This window comes from Enterobacter vonholyi, from assembly GCF_040834095.1.
In the GTDB taxonomy this organism is placed as follows: Bacteria; Pseudomonadota; Gammaproteobacteria; order Enterobacterales; family Enterobacteriaceae; genus Enterobacter; species Enterobacter vonholyi.
On sequence record NZ_CP162152.1, the window covers coordinates 2,428,413 to 2,450,468 of the forward strand.

Sequence of the window (22,056 nt, forward strand, 5' to 3'; positions counted from 1 at the left end):
TCGAACCTAAAAACCTTAAAAATTATGCGTCTGGTTTTATCGTCCTTTTTTGCTCTCGGTCTGTTTAGCAGCCTGGCCTTTGCCGCGCCCGGGCTAACTCCGCAGCCTGATATTCGTGACAGCGGCTTCGTCTATTGCGTAAGCGGCCAGGTGGACACCTTCAACCCGCAAAAAGCGGGCAGCGGCCTGATCGTGGATACCCTGGCCGCGCAGCTTTACGATCGTCTGCTTGACGTCGACCCGTACACCTACCGTCTGGTGCCCGAGCTTGCAGAAAGCTGGGAAGTGCTGGATAACGGCGCAACCTACCGTTTTCACCTGCGCGATGATGTCGCGTTCCAGCGCACGCCGTGGTTTACCCCCTCGCGCAAGCTGAATGCGGATGACGTGGTCTTTACCTTCCAGCGTATCTTCAACCGCAACCACCCGTGGCATAACGTTAACGGCAGCAACTTCCCCTATTTTGACAGCCTGCAGTTTGCCGACACCGTGAAAAGCGTGCGTAAGCTGGACAACCGCACGGTTGAATTCACGCTGACGCGCCCGGATGCCTCCTTCCTCTGGCACCTGGCGACCCACTATGCATCCGTCATGTCGGCCGAATACGCGGCTCAGCTGACGAAAAAAGATCGTCAGGAACTGCTCGATCGCCAGCCGGTCGGCACCGGTCCGTTCCAGCTGACCGAATACCGCGCCGGTCAATATATTCGTCTGCAACGCCATGAACACTTCTGGCGCGGTACGCCGCTGATGCCGCAGGTGGTGGTCGATTTGGGTTCTGGCGGGACGGGGCGTCTGTCGAAACTGCTCACCGGGGAATGCGACGTGCTTGCCTGGCCCGCGGCCAGCCAGCTCACGATTTTGCGCGACGATCCGCGCCTGCGCCTGACGTTACGCCCGGGGATGAACATCGCGTATCTGGCCTTTAACACGGATAAGCCGCCGTTGAATAACCCTGCCGTTCGACACGCTCTGGCGCTGGCGATTAACAACCAGCGCCTGATGCAGTCGATCTACTACGGCACGGCGGAAACCGCCGCCTCAATTTTACCGCGCGCCTCGTGGGCCTACGACGGTGAGGCTAAAATTACGGAATACAATCCGGCAAAAGCGCGTGAACAGCTGAAAGCGCTGGGGGCGGAAAACCTGACGCTGCAGCTTTGGGTGCCAACCAGTTCCCAGGCGTGGAACCCGAGCCCGCTCAAGACCGCCGAACTGCTGCAGGCGGATATGGCGCAGGTGGGCGTCAAAGTGATCATCGTACCGGTTGAGGGCCGTTTCCAGGAGGCGCGCCTGATGGACATGAATCATGATTTAACCCTGACCGGCTGGGCTACCGACAGTAATGACCCGGACAGCTTCTTCCGGCCGCTGCTGAGCTGTGCGGCGATAAACTCGCAGACCAACTACGCCCACTGGTGTAACCGGGAGTTTGACGCCGTGCTGCAAAAAGCGCTGTCTTCCCAACAGCTGGCCTCGCGCATCGACGCCTATGATGAAGCGCAGAAGATCCTGGCCCAGGAACTGCCGGTGCTGCCGCTGGCTTCTTCCCTGCGTCTTCAGGCCTATCGTTATGATATTAAGGGCCTGGTGCTGAGCCCGTTCGGCAACGCCTCGTTCGCCGGCGTATCGCGTGAAAAAGACCAAGAGGTGAAAAAACCATGATTATTTTTACCTTGCGTCGTCTCCTTTTGCTGCTGGTGACGCTCTTTTTCCTGAACTTTGTCGGCTTCAGCCTGAGCTATTTCACGCCCCACGCCCCGCTCCAGGGGTCGTCGCTGTGGGATGCCTGGCTGTTCTGGTTTAACGGGCTGCTGCACTGGGATTTCGGCGTATCCAGCATTAACGGGCAGCTTATTTCCGATCAGCTGAAAGAGGTTTTCCCGGCCACGATGGAGCTGTGCATTCTGGCCTTCGGTTTTGCCCTGATGGTCGGGATCCCCGTAGGCATGCTGGCCGGGATTTATCGCAACAAATGGCAGGATAAGTTTATCAGCGCCCTCGCCCTGCTCGGCTTCTCCATCCCGGTCTTTTGGCTGGCGCTGCTGCTGACGCTTTTCTTCTCGCTGACGATGGGCTGGCTTCCGGTTTCTGGCCGTTTTGATCTGCTCTATACGGTTAAAACGGTGACGGGCTTTGCCATCATCGATGCGTGGCTGTCCGATTCCGTATGGCGCCACGAGATGATCGTCAGCGCCCTGCGCCATATGGTATTGCCGGTGCTGACGCTGGCGGTTGCGCCAACCACCGAAGTGATCCGCCTGATGCGCCTGAGCACCATCGAGGTGTTTGACCAGAACTATGTCAAAGCCGCCGCCACGCGCGGACTGTCGCGCCTGACCATACTGCGCCGCAACGTCCTGCACAACGCGCTGCCGCCGGTTATTCCGCGCCTGGGATTACAGTTTTCCACCATGCTGACGCTGGCCATGATCACCGAGATGGTCTTTAGCTGGCCAGGCCTGGGGCGATGGCTGATTAACGCCATTCGCCAGCAGGATTATGCCGCTATTTCTGCGGGTGTGATGGTGATTGGTTCGCTGGTCATTATTGTTAACGTGTTGTCCGATATTCTGGGTGCCATGGCTAACCCATTGAAGCATAAGGAATGGTATGCCTTACGATAACGTATACAGTGAAAAGCGCACGCCCGGCGTGCTGCGTACCGTGTGGCGTAAATTCTATGGTGACACCACGGCAATGATCGGCCTTTATGGCTGCGCCGGTCTGGTATTGCTGTGCGTCTTTGGCTCGTGGTTTGCGCCGTATGGCATTGACCAGCAGTTCCTCGGCTATCAGCTGCTGCCGCCGTCCTGGTCGCGCTACGGCGAAGTCTCCTTCTTCCTGGGAACGGACGATCTCGGACGTGACGTGTTGAGCCGCCTGCTGAGCGGTGCGGCCCCGACGGTGGGCGGCGCGTTTGTGGTGACGCTCGCGGCAACGATCTGCGGGCTGGCGCTCGGTATTTTTGCGGGCTCCACGCATGGCCTGCGCTCGGCGGTGCTTAACCATATTCTGGATACGCTGCTGTCAATTCCGTCCCTGCTGCTGGCGATCGTTGTGGTTGCCTTTGCCGGTCCGCACCTGTCGCATGCCATGTTCGCCGTCTGGCTGGCTATCCTGCCCCGCATCGTGCGCTCGGTTTACAGCATGGTGCATGACGAGCTGGAAAAAGAGTATGTCGTCGCCGCGCGTCTGGACGGCGCGACAACCTTCAACATTCTGTGGTTTGCCGTACTGCCCAACATCGCCGCCGGGCTGGTCACTGAGATCACCCGCGCCCTGTCGATGGCGATCCTGGACATCGCGGCGCTCGGCTTCCTTGACCTCGGCGCGCAGCTGCCGTCGCCCGAATGGGGGGCGATGCTTGGCGACGCGCTGGAGTTAATCTACGTGGCGCCGTGGACGGTTATGCTGCCGGGTGCGGCCATCATGGTGAGCGTGCTGCTGATCAACCTGCTGGGCGACGGTATTCGCCGTGCAATTAACGCGGGGGTGCAATAATGCCGCTTCTTGATATCCGCAACCTCACCATTGAATTCAAAACCGGTGAAGGCTGGGTTAAAGCCGTCGATCGCATCAGTATCACCCTCGCGGAGGGTGAAATTCGCGGGCTGGTGGGGGAATCCGGCTCAGGAAAAAGCCTGATTGCCAAAGCTATCTGCGGCGTGGCGAAAGACAACTGGCGCGTGACCGCAGACCGTATGCGGTTTGATGATATCGACCTGCTGCGCCTCTCCCCCCGCGAGCGGCGTAAGTTGGTCGGGCACAACGTCTCGATGATTTTCCAGGAGCCGCAGTCCTGTCTCGACCCTTCCGAACGCGTGGGTAAACAGCTGATGCAGAACATTCCCGGCTGGACCTACAAAGGCCGCTGGTGGCAACGCGTTGGCTGGCGCAAGCGTCGCGCCATCGAGCTTTTACACCGCGTCGGGATCAAAGACCACAAAGATGCGATGCGCAGCTTCCCTTATGAGCTGACCGACGGCGAATGTCAGAAAGTGATGATTGCCATCGCGCTGGCCAATCAGCCGCGCCTGCTGATTGCGGATGAACCAACGAACGCGATGGAACCCACCACGCAGGCGCAAATTTTCCGCCTGCTGTCGCGTCTCAACCAGAACAACAACACCACTATTTTGCTGATCAGCCATGACCTGCAAATGCTCAGCAAATGGGCGGATAAAATTGACGTGATGTACTGCGGGCAAACGGTCGAAACCGCGCCGAGTGAAGATCTGATCACCGCGCCGCACCACCCGTATACGCAGGCGCTTATCCGCGCTATTCCGGATTTTGGCAGCGCCATGCCGCATAAAAGCCGCCTGAATACCCTGCCGGGGGCGATTCCACTGCTGGAATCTTTGCCGATAGGCTGTCGTCTGGGGCCGCGTTGCCCTTATGCTCAGCGTAAATGTATCGAGACGCCACGCCTGACCGGGGCAAAAAATCATCTTTACGCCTGTCATTTCCCGCTGAACATGGAGAGAGAGTGAAATGGTCGAAACCTTACTGGAAGTGCGTAACCTGAGTAAGACCTTTCGCTATCGCACGGGGCTGTTTCATCGTCAAACCGTCGACGCGGTGAAGCCGCTGAGCTTTACGCTGCGTGAAAAACAGACCCTGGCGATCATCGGCGAGAACGGTTCCGGGAAATCCACCCTGGCGAAAATGCTCGCCGGCATGGTTGAACCGACTGCAGGCGAAGTGTTGATTGACGATCATCCTCTGACCTTCGGCGATTACTCTTTCCGCAGCCAGCGCATCCGCATGATCTTTCAGGATCCGTCTACCTCGCTTAACCCACGCCAGCGCATTTCGCAGATCCTCGATTTTCCGCTGCGTCTGAACACTGACCTGGAGCCGGAGGCACGCCGTAAGCGCGTATTCGAAACCCTGCGTATGGTTGGGCTGTTACCGGACCACGAAAGCTACTACCCGCACATGCTGGCACCCGGTCAGAAACAGCGCCTGGGTCTGGCGCGTGCGTTGATTTTGCGGCCAAAAGTGATCGTTGCGGATGAAGCGCTTGCCTCGCTGGATATGTCGATGCGCTCGCAGCTGATTAACCTGATGCTGGAATTGCAGGAAAAACAGGGGATCTCGTATATCTACGTCACCCAGCATCTGGGAATGATGAAACATATCAGCGATCAGGTGATGGTCATGCACCAGGGTGAAGTGGTTGAGCGCGGCAGCACCGCGGATGTGATGGCCTCCCCGCTTCATGAGCTGACGAAACGACTGATTGCGGGTCACTTTGGTGAAGCATTGACCGCCGATGCATGGAGAAAGGACCGCTAAGCGCGACGGCAAACAAAAATCGCCCCACTAAATTAGGGATTAAATAGACTTCATTCGCTATTTAATCCTTTACTCTTTCGTCTCCATCCCTGCTCCATATTTTATGCAATATCAATCAACAGTTCTTCTCCAGAATACCGGGACATTACGGAGGAGAAGAAATGAACACCACTACCTATGTTCTAAAATATACCGAGTATCTCATCAGAAAATGCCGTTCTTTTTTAATGTCGGACCTGCACTTTCATACTATCAGGCTAAAGAAAATATCCGGGAAAAGCCCCGACATTAAATCCCCCACTACGCTGAGTGAAAAAATATGCCATCGTCTGGTCTATGACCATAATAACTTCTACACCATGCTTGCCGATAAACTCGCCGTTCGGGCATACGTTTCCTCCAGAACAACGCGCGTGAAAACGGTGCCATTAATTGGCGTGTATACCCGGGCGTCGCAGATTGATTTTTCAGTACTCCCTGACAAATTCGTCCTTAAGTGCAACCATGACAGCGGCAGCACTATAATATGTACAAACAAAGCGCAATTTAACGTCAGGGAAGCGTGTAAAAAACTGAGTCTCGCGTTAAAGAAAAATCTGTACTACACCACGCGCGAATGGCAGTACAAAAATATTACGCCCAGTATACTCTGCGAGCCGTTTGTCGATCTCTTCGATAATGCTGACAGAAACACAACGCCGGAAATGCTGAGGATCCATTGCTTTCATGGCGTTGCGCACTATGTTGAAGCGGATTTTACGGATGATAACGGCCAGGGTTTTATCAACGTTTACGACAGGCACTGGAACTTACAACCCTTCCAGATGGAATATCCGAATACACCGTTAGCGCCGGGCGAACCGGTCTTGTTCCGAGAGGCGTTGCTGGCATCTCAGGAACTGGCGGATGGCATTGACTACTGCCGCGTTGACCTTATGCTAAAAAAAGATGAAATCTATTTCAGTGAAATAACCTTAAGCCCGAGACGCGGTAAACTGTCGATTACCCCGCAGGAATGGGATGCTAAGCTAGGAAAAATATGGCATTTATCGCCGGCAGGCACATTTGACCTGCCGCTCACACTCACGAGTCGGGCCAGGTGAGCTTAAATATCGAGTGGTTTTGCTTCGATAAGGTATAGGTAACATCGCCACCATGCGCCAGCATGATGGCTTTTACCACCGACAAGCCCAAACCACAGCCTTCCGGGTTCAAATCTCTGGCACCATTATCGCGCTGAAAGGGCTGAAATAAGAAATCATGAAACTCCCTTGGGATGCCAGGTCCCCCGTCCTGAATAAGGATATAATTGCCTTTATCAGAAACGCCATTTTTCACGATGAGTGTGCGCGAGGTTGAATAGTGTAAGGCATTATCAAATAAAACGGTCAGACACTGATTGATGCGTAATGGGTCGAATACGCATTGCTGATCCCTCAGTTCTGTTTTGATGGTAAATGCCTTACGGTTGAACTCGGGCATGAAGGTATCGAGCGCATTCTGTATTGCCCCTTTAAGATCCGTTCTGGACAGGCATAACGAGTATCCCGCCCCGCCATCCGAACTGATAACCCGGAGATCTTCAATCAGACGGGTTAACCCTTCCGTCTGTTTGAGAAGATTATTAAACAGAACCGGGTCCGGGGTAAAAACACCGTCAACCAGCCCCTGAAGCCGTCCACGTAAGATCGTGACCGGGGTTCTCAGCTCGTGCGCAATCGCAGCATTCCAGGATTTCCTCTGTATATCCAGCGTCTGTAATTTTTCCGCCATTTCATTGAAATCCGTCACCAGGTGATTGATCTCACCCAGCCGGGAGCTGGCGCAGAATGCCCGTGCGTCAAGATCGCCCTGTGAAATCTTTTTCAGGCTGGATGCTACCGCGTTTAGCGGGGTGAGTATTCGCGATGAAAGTTTGACCGTGAAAAAGAGTGCGATAATCAGACTGATCGTCGTCGCGGTCCCAATCCACACCCAGTCCCACATCGTCATCTGCTCGTCATCGCCCGCAGCAGGACCGCCCGGGAGGTGATCCAGAATAAAGGAGTAAAAAAACCATGAACCCAGTATGGCGATGGCAATTATCGTAAACGTCAGCAACAGCATATACGTTAAGATCTGACGACTCAGGACAGACTCTTTGTTCATTTCTTTTCCCCAAGCCGGTAACCCAAGCCTCTTATGCTCTCGGGAACGCCATAAAGGCCAGCAAGTTCCAGTTTTTTACGCAACTTGCTCATATGGCTGTCGACCGTTCTGTCGAGCGTATCACCTTCTGGCAGGCACGCATTGAGTAACTCTTCGCGGGAACAGACCTTTCGCGGATATCGTACCAGCCAGGTGAGCAATTTAAATTCGGTCGTCGTTAATACCGGGGAGATAACCTCTTCGCCCACGGTGACTTCCACGTAGAAGTCATCCGGATAGACCGTAATAAAGGGCGTTCTGAGCGGCAGGGAACCCGCCTGCTGAAGCGCGGGTTTTGTCCTGCGCAGCACCGCCTCAACCCGTGCGACAACTTCAGAGGGGTTGAAGGGTTTGATCACGTAATCATCCGCGCCCAGTCTCAGTCCCATGAGCTTATCGACATCCTGATCGAGAGCGGAAACCATAATGACGGGCACAGAACTTTCCTGACGGAGCGTGGTAAGTACGCTCCAGCCGTCACATACGGGCAGATGAATATCCAGCAAGATGAGATCCGGTTTATGCAGGCGATTGAGCGTTATCGCCTGCTCGCCCTGCCTGGCCCTGAGCGTTTTCATTCCCGAACGCTCTAAGTAACTCATCAGTATCTCGGCGATTTCGTCTTCATCTTCAACAACAAGGATCAGCGTATTTTTGTGCATGTTATCTCCGCGGGTGAAATCCCTTTAAGCACGCTATCAGATATCTTTAGCACAATAAGACACAGCCTCCGCGAAAAAGTGCCATGGTCACGAGAATTTCCCGGTTGATTTAAATGCCCGGTTATTTCTCCACACAACCTACACATTCAGTCAATAAAGACTCGACAATGTCCGTTCAAAATCGCTATTGAGGCATAAGCCTTTGTGCATTGAGCGTTGCAAATTACCACTGTTTCTTAAAGACTTTATGAAGTTGGCTGAAATAATGAACATGGAACTTTCAAAATATTTCTCCCCGAAAAAACTGGGCATATATTCCCTGTTTCTGCTGCTGTCGTGGGGATTACTTTATACCTGGCTGGTGCTGGTACACAGAATGGATGAGAAAGTCGCCTCGACGCTACCCTCGTCACCCATCATCTATGGCTGTATCGCATTGTCGGTTGTCTCTCTGATAATCCAAAATAAAGCCGGTGCGTTGACTGAGCTGCTTGTCATCGCCTTCTGGCTAATAGTAATTTTTCTTTATCTCATTATTACGTTCACCGTGTTGTTAAACACAATGCCCGACATCGAGGATCTGGTCTTTTACTACGAGTGTTATTTAATCATTTTTTTTGGTGGAGCCCCGCTGTACCTCATTATGAGAATGATTTGAGCCACCGCTCCACACATCCTCCACAAACCGCCCATTTCCGCTAAACAGGCGCGCGGTAGGCTCTCCATCACACTATTTTGCACAAAAATAATTCACTAAAAAAAGTCTGACGCGATTTGCCTATAATGATGAACCGTAATAATAATCTTAGTCCTTCTGAGCCTGCCGGAGTGATGCACTCGCTTAAAAAACTTGCGATCCGGCACCGGAAAAAACTGGTTGTCACCTTCTTCCTGGTGGTGGCCGAAAACGTAACGTTTCTACTTTACCCCGTTCTGGCAGGCATCGCGATAAATGCCATCCTCGCAGGGAAGACGCTTAACGCCGCGCTATATGGCCTGATGGTGCTTTGTATGTGGTTCATCGGCGCGGCCAGACGAAGCGTCGATACCCGCACGTTTGCACGCATTTATGCCGGCCTCGCGGTATCCGTCGTTATGGCACAGCGCAAGTATCAGCTAAACCATTCGGCAATCGCCGCCAGGGTAACGCTCTCGCGTGAGTACGTGGATTTCTTTGAAATGCACCTTCCCCTGCTGATTACGTCGCTGAGTTCACTGTTTGGCGCCGCAATCATGTTGCTGTTTATTGAATTTTGGGCCGGCGTCATGTGCTTTGCGATTGTATTTGTCCTGCTCGGATTTGTCTCCGGATATGCCCGTAAAAATGAATGGCTATTCATGCGCCTGAATAATCGTCTGGAAAAAGAAGTGGATTATGTTCATAAGGCGGGAACGGCCACTCTTCACCGACATTACTCCACGCTTGCGCGTTTACGTATCGCGTTATCTGACCGCGAGGCGTGGGGATATTTGTGGGTTGGCGTACTTGTTGCCGCGCTTTTTACGCTGACCATCGTCTTGATGACGCGCTCAACCGGCATCACCGCCGGACATATTTATTCCGTGATGACCTACATGTGGATGTTCGCGACGAGCCTCGATGACGCACCGCAGCTTCTAGAGAAGTTTTCGCAGCTCAGGGATATCGGTAAACGCGTATCCACTGATGAAGAAATTCACGTAACTGGACGTTAATTTAATGCCTCATTTTTTTATTGAACGCCCCGTTTTCGCCTGGGTAGTGGCGCTGTTTATCGTGCTGGCAGGACTCCTGTCTATTCCCCGTTTGCCGGTTGCGCAATATCCGGCGGTGGCACCGCCGGGGATCATTATTTCCGTCAGTTACCCGGGGGCGAGCCCCGATATCATGAATACGTCGGTGGTATCGTTAATCGAGCGCGAAATCTCTGGAGTCGATAATTTGCTCTATTTCGAATCATCCAGCGACACAACCGGTTCGGCATCGATTACCGTCACGTTTAAACCGGGCACGGACATCAAGCTGGCGCAGATGGATCTGCAAAATCAGATTAAGATCGTCGAGCCTCGTCTACCTCAGGCGGTAAGGCAAAACGGGATTAACGTCGAGGCCGCTAACTCTGGCTTTTTAATGATGGTGGGGCTTAAGTCCGCGACGGGTCAATTTGAGGAAGCCGATTTAAGCGACTATTTTGCCAGAAACGTCAGTGACGAGCTTCGTCGCGTGCCCGGCGTAGGGAAAGTTCAGCTGTTTGGCGGCGAAAAAGCGCTGCGCATCTGGTTGGATCCCATGAAGCTCCACGGCTACGGGCTTTCGGTCAGCGATGTGCTTACCGCTGTTGGCCAGCAAAATGCCCTGGTTTCGCCCGGCAAAACGGGAGATGAGCCCGCCTCTGCAGGACAAGGGGTGACGTATCCCATCACCGTGAAGGGACAGCTCTCCTCGGTAGAGGCGTTCAGGAATATTACTCTGAAGTCTGACGCATCCGGCGCCCGCCTGAAACTGTCCGACATTGCGCGGATTGAATCTGGTCTGCAAAGCTACGCTTTTGGTATCCGCGAAAATGGCGTGCCCGCAACGGCGGCGGCAATCCAGCTCTCGCCTGGCGCCAACGCAATGAGTACGGCTTCCGGCGTACGGGCTCGCATCGACGAACTTTCCCGGGTGTTACCCGAAGGAATGGCGTTTACGATCCCCTTCGATACCGCGCCGTTTGTGAAACTTTCTATCATGAAGGTTGTTCAGACATTTGTGGAAGCGATGGTCCTGGTCTTCCTGGTTATGCTGCTGTTTCTGCACAAGATACGCTGCACGCTTATCCCGGCGATTGTTGCTCCCGTCGCCCTTCTTGGCACCTTCACCGTGATGCTGTTGAGCGGATACTCCATCAATATTCTGACGATGTTCGGCATGGTGCTGGCGATAGGGATTATTGTTGATGATGCCATTGTGGTTGTAGAAAACGTTGAACGACTGATGGAGGAAAAAAGCCTTTCCCCGCGTGACGCTACGCGGCAAGCCATGCAGGAAATCACCCCGGCGATTATCGGGATCACGCTGGTGCTCACTGCCGTCTTTATCCCCATGGGGTTTGCTGAAGGATCCGTCGGGATTATCTACCGACAATTTTGTATTTCCATGGCGGTCTCTATACTGCTTTCCGCGTTTCTTGCCCTGACGCTGACGCCTGCCCTGTGCGCAACGTTACTCAAGCCGCATAAGGCAGGAAAGAGCGGAGGCGGACGGTTCGCGGTCGGGTTTAACGCGCGCTTCCGCTCGCTTACCGCCTGTTACGAAGCCGGGCTGGGTGCCGTTCTGAAGCGAACCGGACGTATGCTGCTCCTGTACGTTGCGCTATGTGCTGCGCTGTTTTTGGGGATGTCTTCCTTACCGTCGTCCTTTCTGCCGGACGAAGATCAGGGCTATTTTATGTCTTCAATCCAGCTGCCTTCTGATGCCACCATGCAGCGTACCCTGAACGTGGTTAAAAAATTTGAAGGGGAAATTGCGGCCCGGCCGGATATTGAAAGCAACATTATGATCCTGGGGTTTGGATTTTCAGGTTCAGGACCGAATTCGGCTATGGCCTTCACCACGCTGAAGGACTGGAAATATCGGCAGGGTTCGACGGCCCAGGATGAAGCCGACCATATACAGGCCAGCATGGCGAACGTCTCTGATGCCGTCACGATGAGCCTGCTCCCGCCGGCCATTTCGGATATGGGCACCTCGTCGGGCTTTACCTGGTACGTGCAGGACAGAGCGGGACTCGGCTACGAGGCTTTAAAGCGAGCTGCCGATGCGCTGGTCCTGCAGGCCAATCAGCGTCCTGAACTGAGTGACGTGTATATAGACGGTCTTCCGGAAGGAACAAGCCTTGCGCTACAGGTGGACAGAGAAAAGGCAGAAGCGATGGGCGTTTCATTTGATGAAATCAACCAGACGCTCTCCGTCACCCTGGGCTCAAATTACGTCAATGACTATACGAACAGCGGCCGCGTTCAACAGGTGATTATTCAGGCCGATGCGCCCTACCGAATGCAGCCTGAGCAGATACTGAAATTATCAGTAAAAAACCGGATGGGTCAGATGGTGCCGGTATCTACATTTGCCACGCTTTCCTGGAACGTTGCGCCGCAGCAGTTGACGCGTTATCAGGGATATTCTGCTATTCGCATTACCGGCAATGCGGCGTCGGGAGAGTCCAGCGGCACCGCAATGAAGGTCATGGAAGGCTTATCCAGGAGCCTGCCTCAGGGTATGGCTGGCGAGTGGGCCGGGAGTTCGCTACAGGAGATAAAATCGGAATCTCAGCTTCCGGGCCTTATCGTCCTGTCGATACTGGTCGTATTTATGGTGCTCGCCGCGCTGTATGAGAGCTGGTCTATCCCATTCGCGGTCATGCTGGTCGTTCCACTGGGTCTTATCGGCGCGGTAGTAGCGGTGTCTGTCGCCGGCATGACGAATGACGTTTTCTTCAAGGTGGGCCTGATTACGCTCATCGGCCTGTCGGCCAAGAACGCCATTCTGATTGTCGAATTTGCCAGGCAGCTCCATAGTCAGGGGCAGCCCCTGCTGGCGGCAACCGTTCATGCCGCCAGCCAGCGCCTGCGCCCCATTCTGATGACATCGTTAGCCTTCACTCTGGGGGTTGTTCCGTTGATGCTGGCCAGCGGTGCGAGCGACAGTACGCAGCATGCCATCGGTACCGGAGTCTTTGGCGGCATGATTAGCGGCACGCTTCTCGCAATCTTCTTCGTACCGGTTTTCTTTATCGTTATTGTGCGTTTCATCGACAACATCAGAAAAGCGTGAATACCCTTGCGGGATCGCGCTTCCTCGCTGGTTGGATGAGGCGAAGCTGTTGCCGGGTGGTATACTGGACGAATGCTGAAATTTTGAGCCCCCGCGAGTCCGCGGCGCATTCTTCGGAGCAGGCGTCTTCGGAGAACAGCGAGAAATATCGTGACACAAGGGGCTGTGAGTGGGCTATAATTTCGAGCTAATTTCGAATGATTTTGAAATACTGCCTGTAACACTATGAATTACAAGGCAAAATTAGCAATGAATATAAGGATTAAAGCTATGGGTTTTCTTTCCGGTAAGCGCATTCTGGTGACTGGCGTTGCCAGCAAACTGTCCATCGCATACGGCATCGCACAGGCAATGCATCGCGAAGGCGCTGAACTGGCGTTCACCTATCAGAACGACAAGCTGAAAGGCCGTGTTGAAGAGTTTGCCGCGCAGCTGGGTTCCAGCATCGTGCTGGAATGCGACGTTGCACAAGACGAAAGCATCGACGGGATGTTTGCTGAACTGGCAAAAGCATGGCCGAAATTCGACGGTTTCGTTCACTCCATCGGCTTCGCTCCTGGCGACCAGCTGGACGGCGACTACGTAAACGCGGTTACCCGTGATGGCTTTAAAATCGCTCACGACATCAGCTCCTACAGCTTCGTTGCGATGGCGAAATCCTGCCGCGCGATGCTGAACCCGGGCGCAGCCCTGCTGACTCTGTCCTACCTGGGCGCTGAGCGTGCTATCCCTAACTACAACGTTATGGGCCTGGCGAAAGCCTCTCTGGAAGCCAACGTACGCTACATGGCGAACGCAATGGGTCCTGAAGGCGTGCGCGTTAACGCCATCTCTGCAGGTCCTATCCGCACCCTGGCGGCTTCCGGTATTAAAGATTTCCGTAAAATGCTGGCTCACTGCGAAGCGGTTACCCCGATTCGTCGTACCGTTACCATTGAAGATGTGGGTAACTCTGCAGCATTCCTGTGCTCTGACCTTTCCGCGGGTATCTCCGGCGAAGTGGTTCACGTTGACGGCGGCTTCAACATCGCTGCAATGAACGAGCTGGAAATTAAATAAGCTGTGACTCTCTTCCCGCACGGGAAGAGAGTTTCCCCCCTCCCCTCCCTTCGTTATTCCGTTCTGCTATTTGTTATCACCTAACAATATTTTTCCCTTTATCTGCCTTACGCCAGGATATTGATCGCCATTTTGAGATCAAGGAACGCACATGGAACAACGCCGTTTTTCCGGCAAAGGCCACTGGTATCACGAGACCCAGTCAAACCACGCGCAGACTGATGTTCTGCCCCTGGTGCCCGAAGCCGCTAACGTCGACGATCGTTTTTTGCTCGATTTAGCCTTGCCTGATGAGATTGTCGCCGCCTGTTCTGGCTGGCTTGCTCCTGCCAGAGCCTTATGCCACCAGCTGTTTCCGCTCTCGATTCCCGTGAACCGCCTGCATACGCTCAGCGCCTACGATCGGCTCAGTACCGCGCTAACGGTCGCACAGGCCTGCGGCGTTCAGCGGCTCTGTAACCACTATGCCGCCCTCCTCGCCCCGCTTCCCGGCCCGGACTCCTCGCGCGAAAGCAACCGACGTCTGGCGCAAATTACGCAGTATGCCCGCCAGCTTTCCAGCTCTCCTGATGTGATCGATGATAAAGCCCGCAACCAGCTTGACGAGGTGGGCCTGTCCACGTACGACATCGTGGTAATTAACCAGATTATCGGCTTTATCGGTTTTCAGGCGCGCGTGGTCGCAATTTTTCAGGCCCTGCTGGGACATCCTGTTCGCTGGTTGCCGGGACATCATATTCAGCCGCACACGCTCCCCGCTAGCCACGATGCGTGGACGCCGCTTTTACCTGTCGTTGAGCTGCGCTATGCGAATGCGCATCAGCTTGAGTCCTTGTCCCGCTGGCAGGCTGAACCCGCGCTTGAGGCGTTGACGCCGGTTCTTTGTCATGAGCCGACGCTGCTCGATCTGACCGGCGAAATCCTGTTAAACACTCGCGAAGAGATCCCACTGACTTCCACCGAACTTTCAGCGGCGCTCGAACTGCTGACACGCTCTCCGGACCGCTTCAGCGCCGCGCAGTTTACCCCGATCACGGATCAAGGGCTCACGGGCGAACAAGCCATCACGCTGCTTACCCGGAGTGCGTTTGATGGCTGGCTTAATCGTCTGAAAGTCGCGTTTGGTAAAGAGGAATAACCACACTCATTACCCAAAGACCGCTTGCTGAGACAGTGAGAATCGCGTAAAACTGTCAGCCGCTCAATGGCTACGAAAATAGAACATTATGTTTCAGGACAACCCGCTGCTAGCGCAGCTTAAACAGCAACTGCATTCCCAGACGCCGCGTGCAGAAGGGGTCGTAAAAGCCACGGAAAAGGGCTTTGGCTTCCTTGAGGTTGACGCGCAGAAAAGCTACTTCATTCCGCCTCCGCAGATGAAGAAAGTGATGCATGGCGATCGCGTCATGGCCGTCATTCATACCGAGAAGGACCGCGAGTCTGCCGAGCCGGAAGAACTGATCGAACCGTTCCTGACCCGTTTTGTGGGTAAGGTACAGAGAAAAGACGATCGTCTTTCTATCGTGCCGGATCATCCCCTGCTGAAAGATGCTATTCCCTGCCGCGCCGCCCGTGGCGTTGAGCATGATTTTAAAGAAGGTGACTGGGCCGTAGCAGAAATGCGCCGTCATCCTCTGAAAGGCGATCGCGGTTTTTATGCTGAACTGACCCAGTTCATCACCTTTGGCGCCGACCATTTCGTGCCATGGTGGGTCACGCTGGCACGCCATAAACTTGAAAAAGAAGCGCCGAACGGCGTAGCGACCGAGATGCAGGATGAGGGTCTGACCCGTCGCGATCTCACCGCGCTGGAGTTTGTCACCATCGACAGCGCGAGCACAGAAGATATGGATGACGCGCTGTACGCTGAAGAGAGCGCCGACGGCAAAATGCATCTGACCGTTGCCATTGCCGATCCCACCGCATGGATTGCCGAGGGCAGCAAGCTGGATGACGCGGCGAAAATCCGTGCGTTCACCAACTACCTGCCGGGCTTCAATATTCCGATGCTGCCGCGCGAATTGTCAGACGATCTCTGCTCGCTGCGTCCAAATGAAGTGCGCCCGGTCCTTGCCTGCCGCATGACTATCGCCGCAGATGGCGCGATTGAAGACGATATCGAGTTCTTCGCCGCCACTATCGAGTCGAAAGCCAAGCTGGCCTACGATAACGTCTCCGACTGGCTGGAAAATACCGGTAGCTGGAAACCTGATTCCGACGCCATTGCCGCGCAGATCCGTCTCCTGCATCGCATCTGCCTGAACCGCGGCGAGTGGCGTAAAACTCACGCGCTGGTGTTCAAGGACCGCCCGGATTATCGCTTTGTTCTGGGCGAGAAAGGCGAAGTGCTGGACATCGTGGCCGAACCGCGACGCATTGCAAACCGCATCGTTGAAGAGGCGATGATTTCCGCCAACATCTGTGCCGCACGCGTGCTGCGCGACAAACTGGGCTTTGGCATTTACAACGTTCACACCGGGTTTGACCCGGCAAATACCGAAGCGCTGGCGGCCCTGCTGAAGAATCACGATGTGCACGTTGATCCGGAAGAAGTGCTGACGCTGCCGGGCTTCTGCAAGCTTCGCCGCGAACTGGACGCGCAACCGTCAGGCTTCCTGGACAGCCGCATTCGTCGCTTCCAGTCCTTCGCTGAAATCAGCACCGAGCCTGGGCCGCACTTTGGTCTTGGCCTCGAAGCCTACGCCACCTGGACATCGCCGATCCGTAAGTATGGCGATATGGTTAACCACCGTCTGCTGAAAGCAATTATCAAAGGTGAAACCATTGCCCGTCCTCAGGAGGACACCACGCAGCAGATGGCCGATCGTCGCCGTCTGAACCGCATGGCGGAACGTGACGTTGGGGACTGGCTGTACGCACGCTTCCTGCAGGATAAAGCCGGTACGGATACCCGTTTTGCCGCAGAGATCATCGATATCAGCCGCGGGGGGATGCGCGTCCGTCTGGTCGATAACGGCGCTGTCGCGTTTATTCCTGCGCCATTCCTGCATGCGGTTCGCGACGAAATGGTCTGTAGTCAGGAAAACGGTACCGTGCAAATCAAAGGTGAAACAGTTTACAAAGTCACCGACGTGATTGACGTTAATATCGCCGAAGTCCGCATGGAAACCCGCAGTATTATCGCGCGTCCTGTCGCCTGATAACCGCTTCAATTGTCGGTCTTTTCGTTTCGGAAGGGCCGACAATTTTTATTTTTATCCCCGCCACAAAATCATTATTTTTCCTTACTATTTTCAGTATCCCTTCGCCCAAAACCGCCAGAATTATCTACAGTAAAAGAGTGTTGTTATATTCGGTTGCGTGAATTTTTATACGCTCAGTATCCTTTTTAACCTGACTCGTTTTATTATAAGAAAGCAGGGAAAAACAACAGGTTCACTTCGGTTTTGCCGCTGTTTCTCAACGGAAAAGTCGACAACAAATGAATAATTTGTGCGCTAATGAACAGCTGCGGGAGAAAACATGATGGACGATCTGGAGCAGAATTTGCTGTTTCGCTACATGGGGACCCACAGCCCGTGGTGGCGCTTGTCAGCTGACAGCAACGCTCTGCACCTTTCCACCAGCGAAAATGCAGATGTCACTCAGGTCGTGGCGCTGGACGATGAACAGGCCGATCTCATCCGTCATTTAACCGTTATTACCTCCAGCATTTCCATGTCGCTCTCCCTGTACGGAGAAGATGTCCCGGTGCATCTTGTGGGCCGCAAAATTACCCGTAACGAGTGGGCCGGAACCGCTTCCGCCTGGAACGATACGCCCTCCGTGGCGCGCGATCTGGCTCAAGGGCTCTCTTTTGCGGAACAGGTTGTCTCTGAGGCCAACTCCGTCATTGTTATTCTCGATCGGCACGGCAATATCCAGCGTTTTAACCGGCTTAGCGAAGAGTATACCGGCCTGAAAGAGCAGGAAGTGATTGGCCAGAACGTGTTTAAGCTGTTTATGAGCCGCAGCGAAGCGGCCGCTTCAAAGCGCAATATTACCGGTTTTTTTCGCAACGGCAGCTCCTACGAAGTCGAACGCTGGATCAAAACGCGTAAAGGGCAGCGGCTGTTTCTGTTCAGAAACAAATTCGTTCACAGCGGCAGCGGTAAAAATGAAATTTTCCTTATCTGTTCCGGGACAGATATTACCGAGGAACGCCGCGCTCAGGAGCGGCTGCGCGTGCTGGCCAATACCGATACCATCACCGGCTTGCCCAACCGCAATGCGATCCACGATCTGATTTCTGACGCCATCGCCAACCGCGGCGACACGCAGGTAGGCGTGGTGTATCTCGATCTGGATAACTTTAAAAAGGTCAACGACGCTTACGGGCATATGTTTGGCGATCAGCTGTTACAGGCTGTCGCCCTCGCCATTTTGAGCTGTCTGGATGAGGAACAGGTGCTGGCACGACTGGGCGGTGATGAGTTTATCGTCATGGCCACCAATACCTCACAGGGCTCTCTGGAGGCGATGGCGTCGCGCATTTTAACCCGTCTGCGCCAGCCGTTCCGAATCGGTCTGATTGAGATTTATACCGGCTGCTCTCTGGGTATCGCCCTCGCCCCGCAGCATGGTAGCGACCGGGAAAGCGTCATTCGTAACGCCGATACCGCCATGTACACCGCCAAAGAGAACGGCCGGGGCAAGTTCTGCGTCTTCTCACCCGAGATGAACCAGCGCGTATTTGAGTATCTCTGGCTGGATACCAACCTGCGTAAAGCACTGGATAACGATCAGCTTCTAATCCACTATCAGCCCAAAATAACCTGGCGTGGGGAAGTCAGAAGTCTTGAAGCACTGGTCCGCTGGCAATCACCAGAACGCGGTCTGATCCCGCCGCTGGAATTTATCTCTTATGCCGAGGAGTCGGGGCTGATTGTGCCGCTTGGGCGCTGGGTGATGCTCGATGTGGTTCGCCAGGTGGCAAAATGGCGCGATAAGGGAATTAACCTGCGCGTGGCGGTGAACGTCTCTGCACGACAGCTGGCCGACCAGACTATCTTCAGCGACTTAAAGCAGGCGCTGAAGGATCTGAATTTTGAATACTGCCCGGTCGACGTCGAGTTGACCGAAAGCTGTCTTATCGAGAACGAAGAGCTGGCGCTCTCCGTGATCCAGCAGTTCAGCAGACTCGGGGCGCAAATTCATCTGGATGATTTTGGCACCGGCTACTCTTCTCTTTCGCAGCTCGCCCGCTTCCCTATCGACGCCATTAAACTCGATCAATCCTTTGTCAGGGACATTCATAAGCAGTCTATTTCCCAGTCACTGGTGCGCGCTATTGTCGCCGTGGCGCAGGCGTTAAATCTGCAGGTAATTGCCGAAGGTGTGGAAAATGCAAAAGAAGACGCCTTTCTGACCAAGAACGGCGTCAACGAGCGGCAGGGTTTTCTGTTTGCTAAGCCGATGCCCGCTGCCGCATTCGAGCGGTGGCTAAAACGATATCAAGCGCGAAATCAACGTTAACTGGCTTTACGCAGACCCGCCGCGTGATGGCGGTTTTGCAGCGTGACCAGGCGCTCCATGTAGGCGATATCTTTCGGCTCCAGGCAGAAAGCAGCATCCACCCAGTCTTCCGTGATGTCCATCAGTTCACTGCGGGGCAATTGCAGAACGCGGGTACGGGCGCGCAGCATCGCCCTTACGCCGTTCAGTTTTGGCCGGAGCGTATCGATGAAGGTTCGGGTGGAGACATAGCTTTGTCCGGGTTCAAACAGGACTTCCACCAGCCCGTGCTGCTCGTACCATTCAGCCGTATGGGATTCCCCTTTGTAGATGAGTTCCTCCGCCAGCTTCATGCCTGAACGGCGTGCAACCAGGGAATATCCTCCCATACCCGGAAACAGGTTGAAGGCTATCTCCGGGAAACCTAAACGGGCATCGCGCTGAGCCAGGACGAAATGGTGCGCCAGAGCGGCCTCAAAACCACCTCCTAACGCACTGCCCTCGACCATTGCCAGAGTGATGGCTCCCGTATCAAACCCTCGTGAGGCCGCATGGACGCAATCAACGCAGGCGCGCGCGTACGCCCGCAACGCTTCCCGACGTCCGTTCTGAATGCACTCGACGAAGAACTGTAAGTCACCGCCCACATTGTACATCTCCGGAACCAGCGATCCGGTTACCCAAAAATCAACCGCAAAGCCAGACTGGCGAACCAGCCATGAAAAGTTCATGATCTCCTCAATTAACGCATGGTTAAAGCAAGGTCGCGGCTGAGCCCGCAGCATCATCCAGACGGTGTGACGCTCCGCCTCGTAATAACCCGACAGCTGCGTGAACCGTTCAGTGTCGGTAAACAGTGTACAGGTAGGCTGATTGATAACTGTCATAGTCTAATTCCTCTTATAAAAAAGCGCGTTGCGCGCAGTTTTAGACTAATCCACTCATTAAGCCTGCTACATGAGGGGGAATAAATTTATCACTTACGTTTATGTAATTTAGTTATTGCATTTTTTCCCTTCTCTTTTGACCCTAATTTCTGCATCATTGAAAATATTAACTTTTCGCGCCTGGAGTGAGATTATGTCGACTATTGACGCACAAGCTGTAGCACAACGAATTGATACCGTGCTGGATATCCTGGTGGCAGGCGATTATCACTCTGCTATCCGTAATCTCGAGATCCTGAAGTCTGAACTTCTCGCTCAGAATGGCGCTGACAATACGCCTGAAAACGGACAGCCAAAAGCGCCGTGGGAAGTTTAACCCCACCGTCTCCGACCTCGTTTCGCTTTATTAAATGGATGCTATGAATTCCCGACAACAACTCATTTTGCAGATGGTCATCGATCAGGGACGCGTAAGCGTAGTCGATCTCGCTAAAACCACTGGCGTTTCTGAAGTCACCATCCGTCAGGATCTTAATCTGCTGGAAAAACAGAGCTACCTGCGTCGCGCGCACGGATATGCTGTCCCTCTGGACAGTGATGACGTTGAGACGCGCATGATGAACAACTACGCGCTCAAACGTGAACTGGCTGAATTTGCCGCGTCCCTGGTGAACAACGGCGAGACCGTCTTTATTGAAAACGGCAGCAGTAATGCCCTTCTGGCGCGCACGCTTGCCGATCAAAAAGACGTGACCATCATCACCGTCAGCAGCTATATCGCGCATTTGCTCAAAGAGACGCGCTGCGAGGTGATACTGCTCGGCGGAATTTACCAGAAAAAAAGCGAAAGCATGGTAGGCCCGCTGACCCGTCAGTACGTCCAGCAGGTTCATTTCAGCAAGGCCTTTATTGGGATTGACGGCTGGCAGCCGGAGACAGGTTTTACCGGCCGGGATATGATGCGCTCCGACGTGGTGAATGCCGTGCTGGAAAAAGAGTGTGAAGCCATTGTGCTCACAGACAGCTCTAAATTTGGCGCCGTTCACCCTTACACGATGGGCCCCGTTTCACGCTTTAGCCGTGTGATTACCGACGAGCGGTTGAGCGACGCGCACCGTAATAAACTGGAAGACAGTGGTCTGATCGTCAATATTATTAAAACCAGCGCCTGACTCCCCTCCGCGCCCGAACTTCGGGCGCATACGCCTTTCTTTCTCTGAGATGATTCTTAACCCTGCTTTAAGAGTTTTTACCTGTTTAACCTGCATTAAAGTCGTAAAATTACTGTTAGCGATATAACAGGAAGTGACTATCACCTGCGTGATGAAGTAACGCCTGCGCGACCAGCTTTCACGGGAAAAAGAATTAAGTATTCGATTCGTCTATACTTAATGCGTACATCTTTCCGTGAATCGATAATTCAGGAGAAAGTATTATGACCTTAACCAGCAAAAAATTAGCCGCCGCTGTTCTGGCAATCACTGTAGCAATGTCCCTGAGCGCGTGCTCTAACTGGTCTAAACGCGACCGTAACACCGCTATTGGTGCCGGTGCCGGTGCTCTCGGTGGTGCAGTATTAACGGATGGTAGTACGCTGGGTACATTAGGTGGCGCTGCTGTCGGTGGTATTATCGGTCACCAGGTTGGCAAATAATAATTATCCAAGCCTTCCCCGGTAATGCGATATTTAAACGCATTTCAGGTCTGA

Annotated in this window: 19 protein-coding genes; 16 read left to right on the top strand and 3 right to left on the bottom strand. The window is 53.9% G+C overall.

Annotated features, from left to right (window positions below):
* Positions 1-24: 24 nt before the first annotated feature.
* The 6 genes from sapA (at position 25) to AB3N39_RS11500 (ending at position 6,407) form a co-directional block, all read left to right on the top strand.
* The gene (gene sapA, locus AB3N39_RS11475) at positions 25-1,665 is read left to right on the top strand and encodes an ABC transporter substrate-binding protein SapA (RefSeq protein WP_133294562.1); all 1,641 of its coding nucleotides are present in this window, start codon (positions 25-27) and stop codon (positions 1,663-1,665) included.
* Positions 1,662-2,627 (top strand): putrescine export ABC transporter permease SapB, encoded by a 966-nt coding sequence (gene sapB, locus AB3N39_RS11480; RefSeq protein WP_069719064.1) that lies wholly within the window; start codon positions 1,662-1,664, stop codon positions 2,625-2,627. The genes sapA and sapB overlap by 4 nt, the downstream gene beginning before the upstream one ends.
* Positions 2,614-3,504, top strand: a complete 891-nt coding sequence (gene sapC, locus AB3N39_RS11485) for a putrescine export ABC transporter permease SapC (RefSeq protein WP_045415694.1) — start codon at positions 2,614-2,616, stop codon at positions 3,502-3,504. Before sapB ends, sapC begins: the two co-directional genes overlap by 14 nt.
* Positions 3,504-4,496 carry a putrescine export ABC transporter ATP-binding protein SapD gene (gene sapD / locus AB3N39_RS11490; RefSeq protein ID WP_008501228.1) on the top strand — a complete coding sequence of 331 codons (993 nt, stop codon included), beginning with the start codon at positions 3,504-3,506 and terminating at the stop codon, positions 4,494-4,496. Before sapC ends, sapD begins: the two co-directional genes overlap by 1 nt.
* 1 nt (position 4,497) lies before the next feature.
* Positions 4,498-5,304 (top strand): putrescine export ABC transporter ATP-binding protein SapF, encoded by an 807-nt coding sequence (gene sapF / locus AB3N39_RS11495; RefSeq protein ID WP_115875370.1) that lies wholly within the window; start codon positions 4,498-4,500, stop codon positions 5,302-5,304.
* Between the two features lie 161 nt (positions 5,305-5,465).
* Positions 5,466-6,407 carry an ATP-grasp fold amidoligase family protein gene (locus AB3N39_RS11500; RefSeq protein ID WP_143345204.1) on the top strand — a complete coding sequence of 314 codons (942 nt, stop codon included), beginning with the start codon at positions 5,466-5,468 and terminating at the stop codon, positions 6,405-6,407.
* Here AB3N39_RS11500 and AB3N39_RS11505 read toward each other — a convergent pair.
* Both AB3N39_RS11505 and AB3N39_RS11510 read right to left on the bottom strand, forming a co-directional pair.
* Positions 6,388-7,452 carry an ATP-binding protein gene (locus AB3N39_RS11505; RefSeq protein WP_149367023.1) on the bottom strand — a complete coding sequence of 355 codons (1,065 nt, stop codon included), beginning with the start codon at positions 7,450-7,452 and terminating at the stop codon, positions 6,388-6,390. The two genes, AB3N39_RS11500 and AB3N39_RS11505, sit on opposite strands and share 20 nt — an antisense overlap.
* On the bottom strand, positions 7,449-8,153 hold the full coding sequence (locus AB3N39_RS11510) for a response regulator (RefSeq protein ID WP_111965101.1): 705 nt from the start codon (positions 8,151-8,153) through the stop codon (positions 7,449-7,451). The genes AB3N39_RS11505 and AB3N39_RS11510 overlap by 4 nt, the downstream gene beginning before the upstream one ends.
* A gap of 271 nt (positions 8,154-8,424) precedes the next feature.
* Between AB3N39_RS11510 and AB3N39_RS11515 the strand changes: the two genes are divergently transcribed.
* From AB3N39_RS11515 to pdeR, 7 genes are all read left to right on the top strand, one after another.
* Positions 8,425-8,811 (top strand): transporter, encoded by a 387-nt coding sequence (locus AB3N39_RS11515; RefSeq protein WP_164850628.1) that lies wholly within the window; start codon positions 8,425-8,427, stop codon positions 8,809-8,811.
* Positions 8,812-8,936: 125 nt separating this feature from the next.
* A complete protein-coding gene (locus tag AB3N39_RS11520) occupies positions 8,937-9,848 on the top strand; it encodes an ABC transporter six-transmembrane domain-containing protein (protein ID WP_367896742.1) in 912 nt (303 codons plus the stop codon).
* 4 nt (positions 9,849-9,852) lie between these two features.
* Positions 9,853-12,948 (top strand): multidrug efflux RND transporter permease subunit, encoded by a 3,096-nt coding sequence (locus AB3N39_RS11525; RefSeq protein WP_367896743.1) that lies wholly within the window; start codon positions 9,853-9,855, stop codon positions 12,946-12,948.
* Positions 12,949-13,218: 270 nt separating this feature from the next.
* Positions 13,219-14,007 (top strand): enoyl-ACP reductase FabI, encoded by a 789-nt coding sequence (gene fabI / locus AB3N39_RS11530; RefSeq protein ID WP_003856831.1) that lies wholly within the window; start codon positions 13,219-13,221, stop codon positions 14,005-14,007.
* Between the two features lie 151 nt (positions 14,008-14,158).
* Positions 14,159-15,145, top strand: a complete 987-nt coding sequence (locus AB3N39_RS11535) for a CMD domain-containing protein (protein ID WP_133294568.1) — start codon at positions 14,159-14,161, stop codon at positions 15,143-15,145.
* Between the two features lie 88 nt (positions 15,146-15,233).
* Entirely contained in the window at positions 15,234-17,168 is a 1,935-nt protein-coding gene (locus AB3N39_RS11540) for an exoribonuclease II (RefSeq protein ID WP_252093079.1), read from the top strand.
* A 322-nt stretch (positions 17,169-17,490) separates the two neighbouring features.
* On the top strand, positions 17,491-19,482 hold the full coding sequence (pdeR, locus tag AB3N39_RS11545; RefSeq protein ID WP_115875422.1) for a cyclic di-GMP phosphodiesterase: 1,992 nt from the start codon (positions 17,491-17,493) through the stop codon (positions 19,480-19,482).
* Here the strand turns inward: pdeR and AB3N39_RS11550 are convergent.
* Complete coding sequence (locus AB3N39_RS11550; protein WP_115875424.1) at positions 19,479-20,348, bottom strand: crotonase/enoyl-CoA hydratase family protein; 870 nt, start codon at positions 20,346-20,348, stop codon at positions 19,479-19,481. The two genes, pdeR and AB3N39_RS11550, sit on opposite strands and share 4 nt — an antisense overlap.
* Before the next feature lie 193 nt (positions 20,349-20,541).
* Here AB3N39_RS11550 and AB3N39_RS11555 point away from each other — a divergent pair, with 193 nt between their 5' ends.
* The 3 genes from AB3N39_RS11555 to osmB all read left to right on the top strand — a co-directional run bounded on the left by AB3N39_RS11555 (position 20,542) and on the right by osmB (position 22,002).
* The gene (locus tag AB3N39_RS11555) at positions 20,542-20,724 is read left to right on the top strand and encodes a hypothetical protein (protein ID WP_111965955.1); all 183 of its coding nucleotides are present in this window, start codon (positions 20,542-20,544) and stop codon (positions 20,722-20,724) included.
* A gap of 43 nt (positions 20,725-20,767) precedes the next feature.
* Positions 20,768-21,520: a DNA-binding transcriptional regulator YciT gene (locus tag AB3N39_RS11560; protein WP_115875425.1), complete on the top strand. Its 753-nt coding sequence runs from the start codon at positions 20,768-20,770 to the stop codon at positions 21,518-21,520.
* 263 nt (positions 21,521-21,783) lie between these two features.
* Positions 21,784-22,002, top strand: a complete 219-nt coding sequence (gene osmB / locus AB3N39_RS11565) for an osmotically-inducible lipoprotein OsmB (RefSeq protein WP_008501216.1) — start codon at positions 21,784-21,786, stop codon at positions 22,000-22,002.
* Positions 22,003-22,056 lie beyond the last annotated feature (54 nt).

Coding starts and splice junctions, on each gene's coding strand:
- sapA (WP_133294562.1), top strand. CDS start 25: ATGCGTCTGGTTTTATCGTCCTTTTTTGCTCTCGGTCTGTTTAGCAGC.
- sapB (WP_069719064.1), top strand. CDS start 1,662: ATGATTATTTTTACCTTGCGTCGTCTCCTTTTGCTGCTGGTGACGCTC.
- sapC (WP_045415694.1), top strand. CDS start 2,614: ATGCCTTACGATAACGTATACAGTGAAAAGCGCACGCCCGGCGTGCTG.
- sapD (WP_008501228.1), top strand. CDS start 3,504: ATGCCGCTTCTTGATATCCGCAACCTCACCATTGAATTCAAAACCGGT.
- sapF (WP_115875370.1), top strand. CDS start 4,498: ATGGTCGAAACCTTACTGGAAGTGCGTAACCTGAGTAAGACCTTTCGC.
- AB3N39_RS11500 (WP_143345204.1), top strand. CDS start 5,466: ATGAACACCACTACCTATGTTCTAAAATATACCGAGTATCTCATCAGA.
- AB3N39_RS11505 (WP_149367023.1), bottom strand. CDS start 7,452: ATGAACAAAGAGTCTGTCCTGAGTCGTCAGATCTTAACGTATATGCTG.
- AB3N39_RS11510 (WP_111965101.1), bottom strand. CDS start 8,153: ATGCACAAAAATACGCTGATCCTTGTTGTTGAAGATGAAGACGAAATC.
- AB3N39_RS11515 (WP_164850628.1), top strand. CDS start 8,425: ATGGAACTTTCAAAATATTTCTCCCCGAAAAAACTGGGCATATATTCC.
- AB3N39_RS11520 (WP_367896742.1), top strand. CDS start 8,937: ATGATGAACCGTAATAATAATCTTAGTCCTTCTGAGCCTGCCGGAGTG.
- AB3N39_RS11525 (WP_367896743.1), top strand. CDS start 9,853: ATGCCTCATTTTTTTATTGAACGCCCCGTTTTCGCCTGGGTAGTGGCG.
- fabI (WP_003856831.1), top strand. CDS start 13,219: ATGGGTTTTCTTTCCGGTAAGCGCATTCTGGTGACTGGCGTTGCCAGC.
- AB3N39_RS11535 (WP_133294568.1), top strand. CDS start 14,159: ATGGAACAACGCCGTTTTTCCGGCAAAGGCCACTGGTATCACGAGACC.
- AB3N39_RS11540 (WP_252093079.1), top strand. CDS start 15,234: ATGTTTCAGGACAACCCGCTGCTAGCGCAGCTTAAACAGCAACTGCAT.
- pdeR (WP_115875422.1), top strand. CDS start 17,491: ATGATGGACGATCTGGAGCAGAATTTGCTGTTTCGCTACATGGGGACC.
- AB3N39_RS11550 (WP_115875424.1), bottom strand. CDS start 20,348: ATGACAGTTATCAATCAGCCTACCTGTACACTGTTTACCGACACTGAA.
- AB3N39_RS11555 (WP_111965955.1), top strand. CDS start 20,542: ATGTCGACTATTGACGCACAAGCTGTAGCACAACGAATTGATACCGTG.
- AB3N39_RS11560 (WP_115875425.1), top strand. CDS start 20,768: ATGAATTCCCGACAACAACTCATTTTGCAGATGGTCATCGATCAGGGA.
- osmB (WP_008501216.1), top strand. CDS start 21,784: ATGACCTTAACCAGCAAAAAATTAGCCGCCGCTGTTCTGGCAATCACT.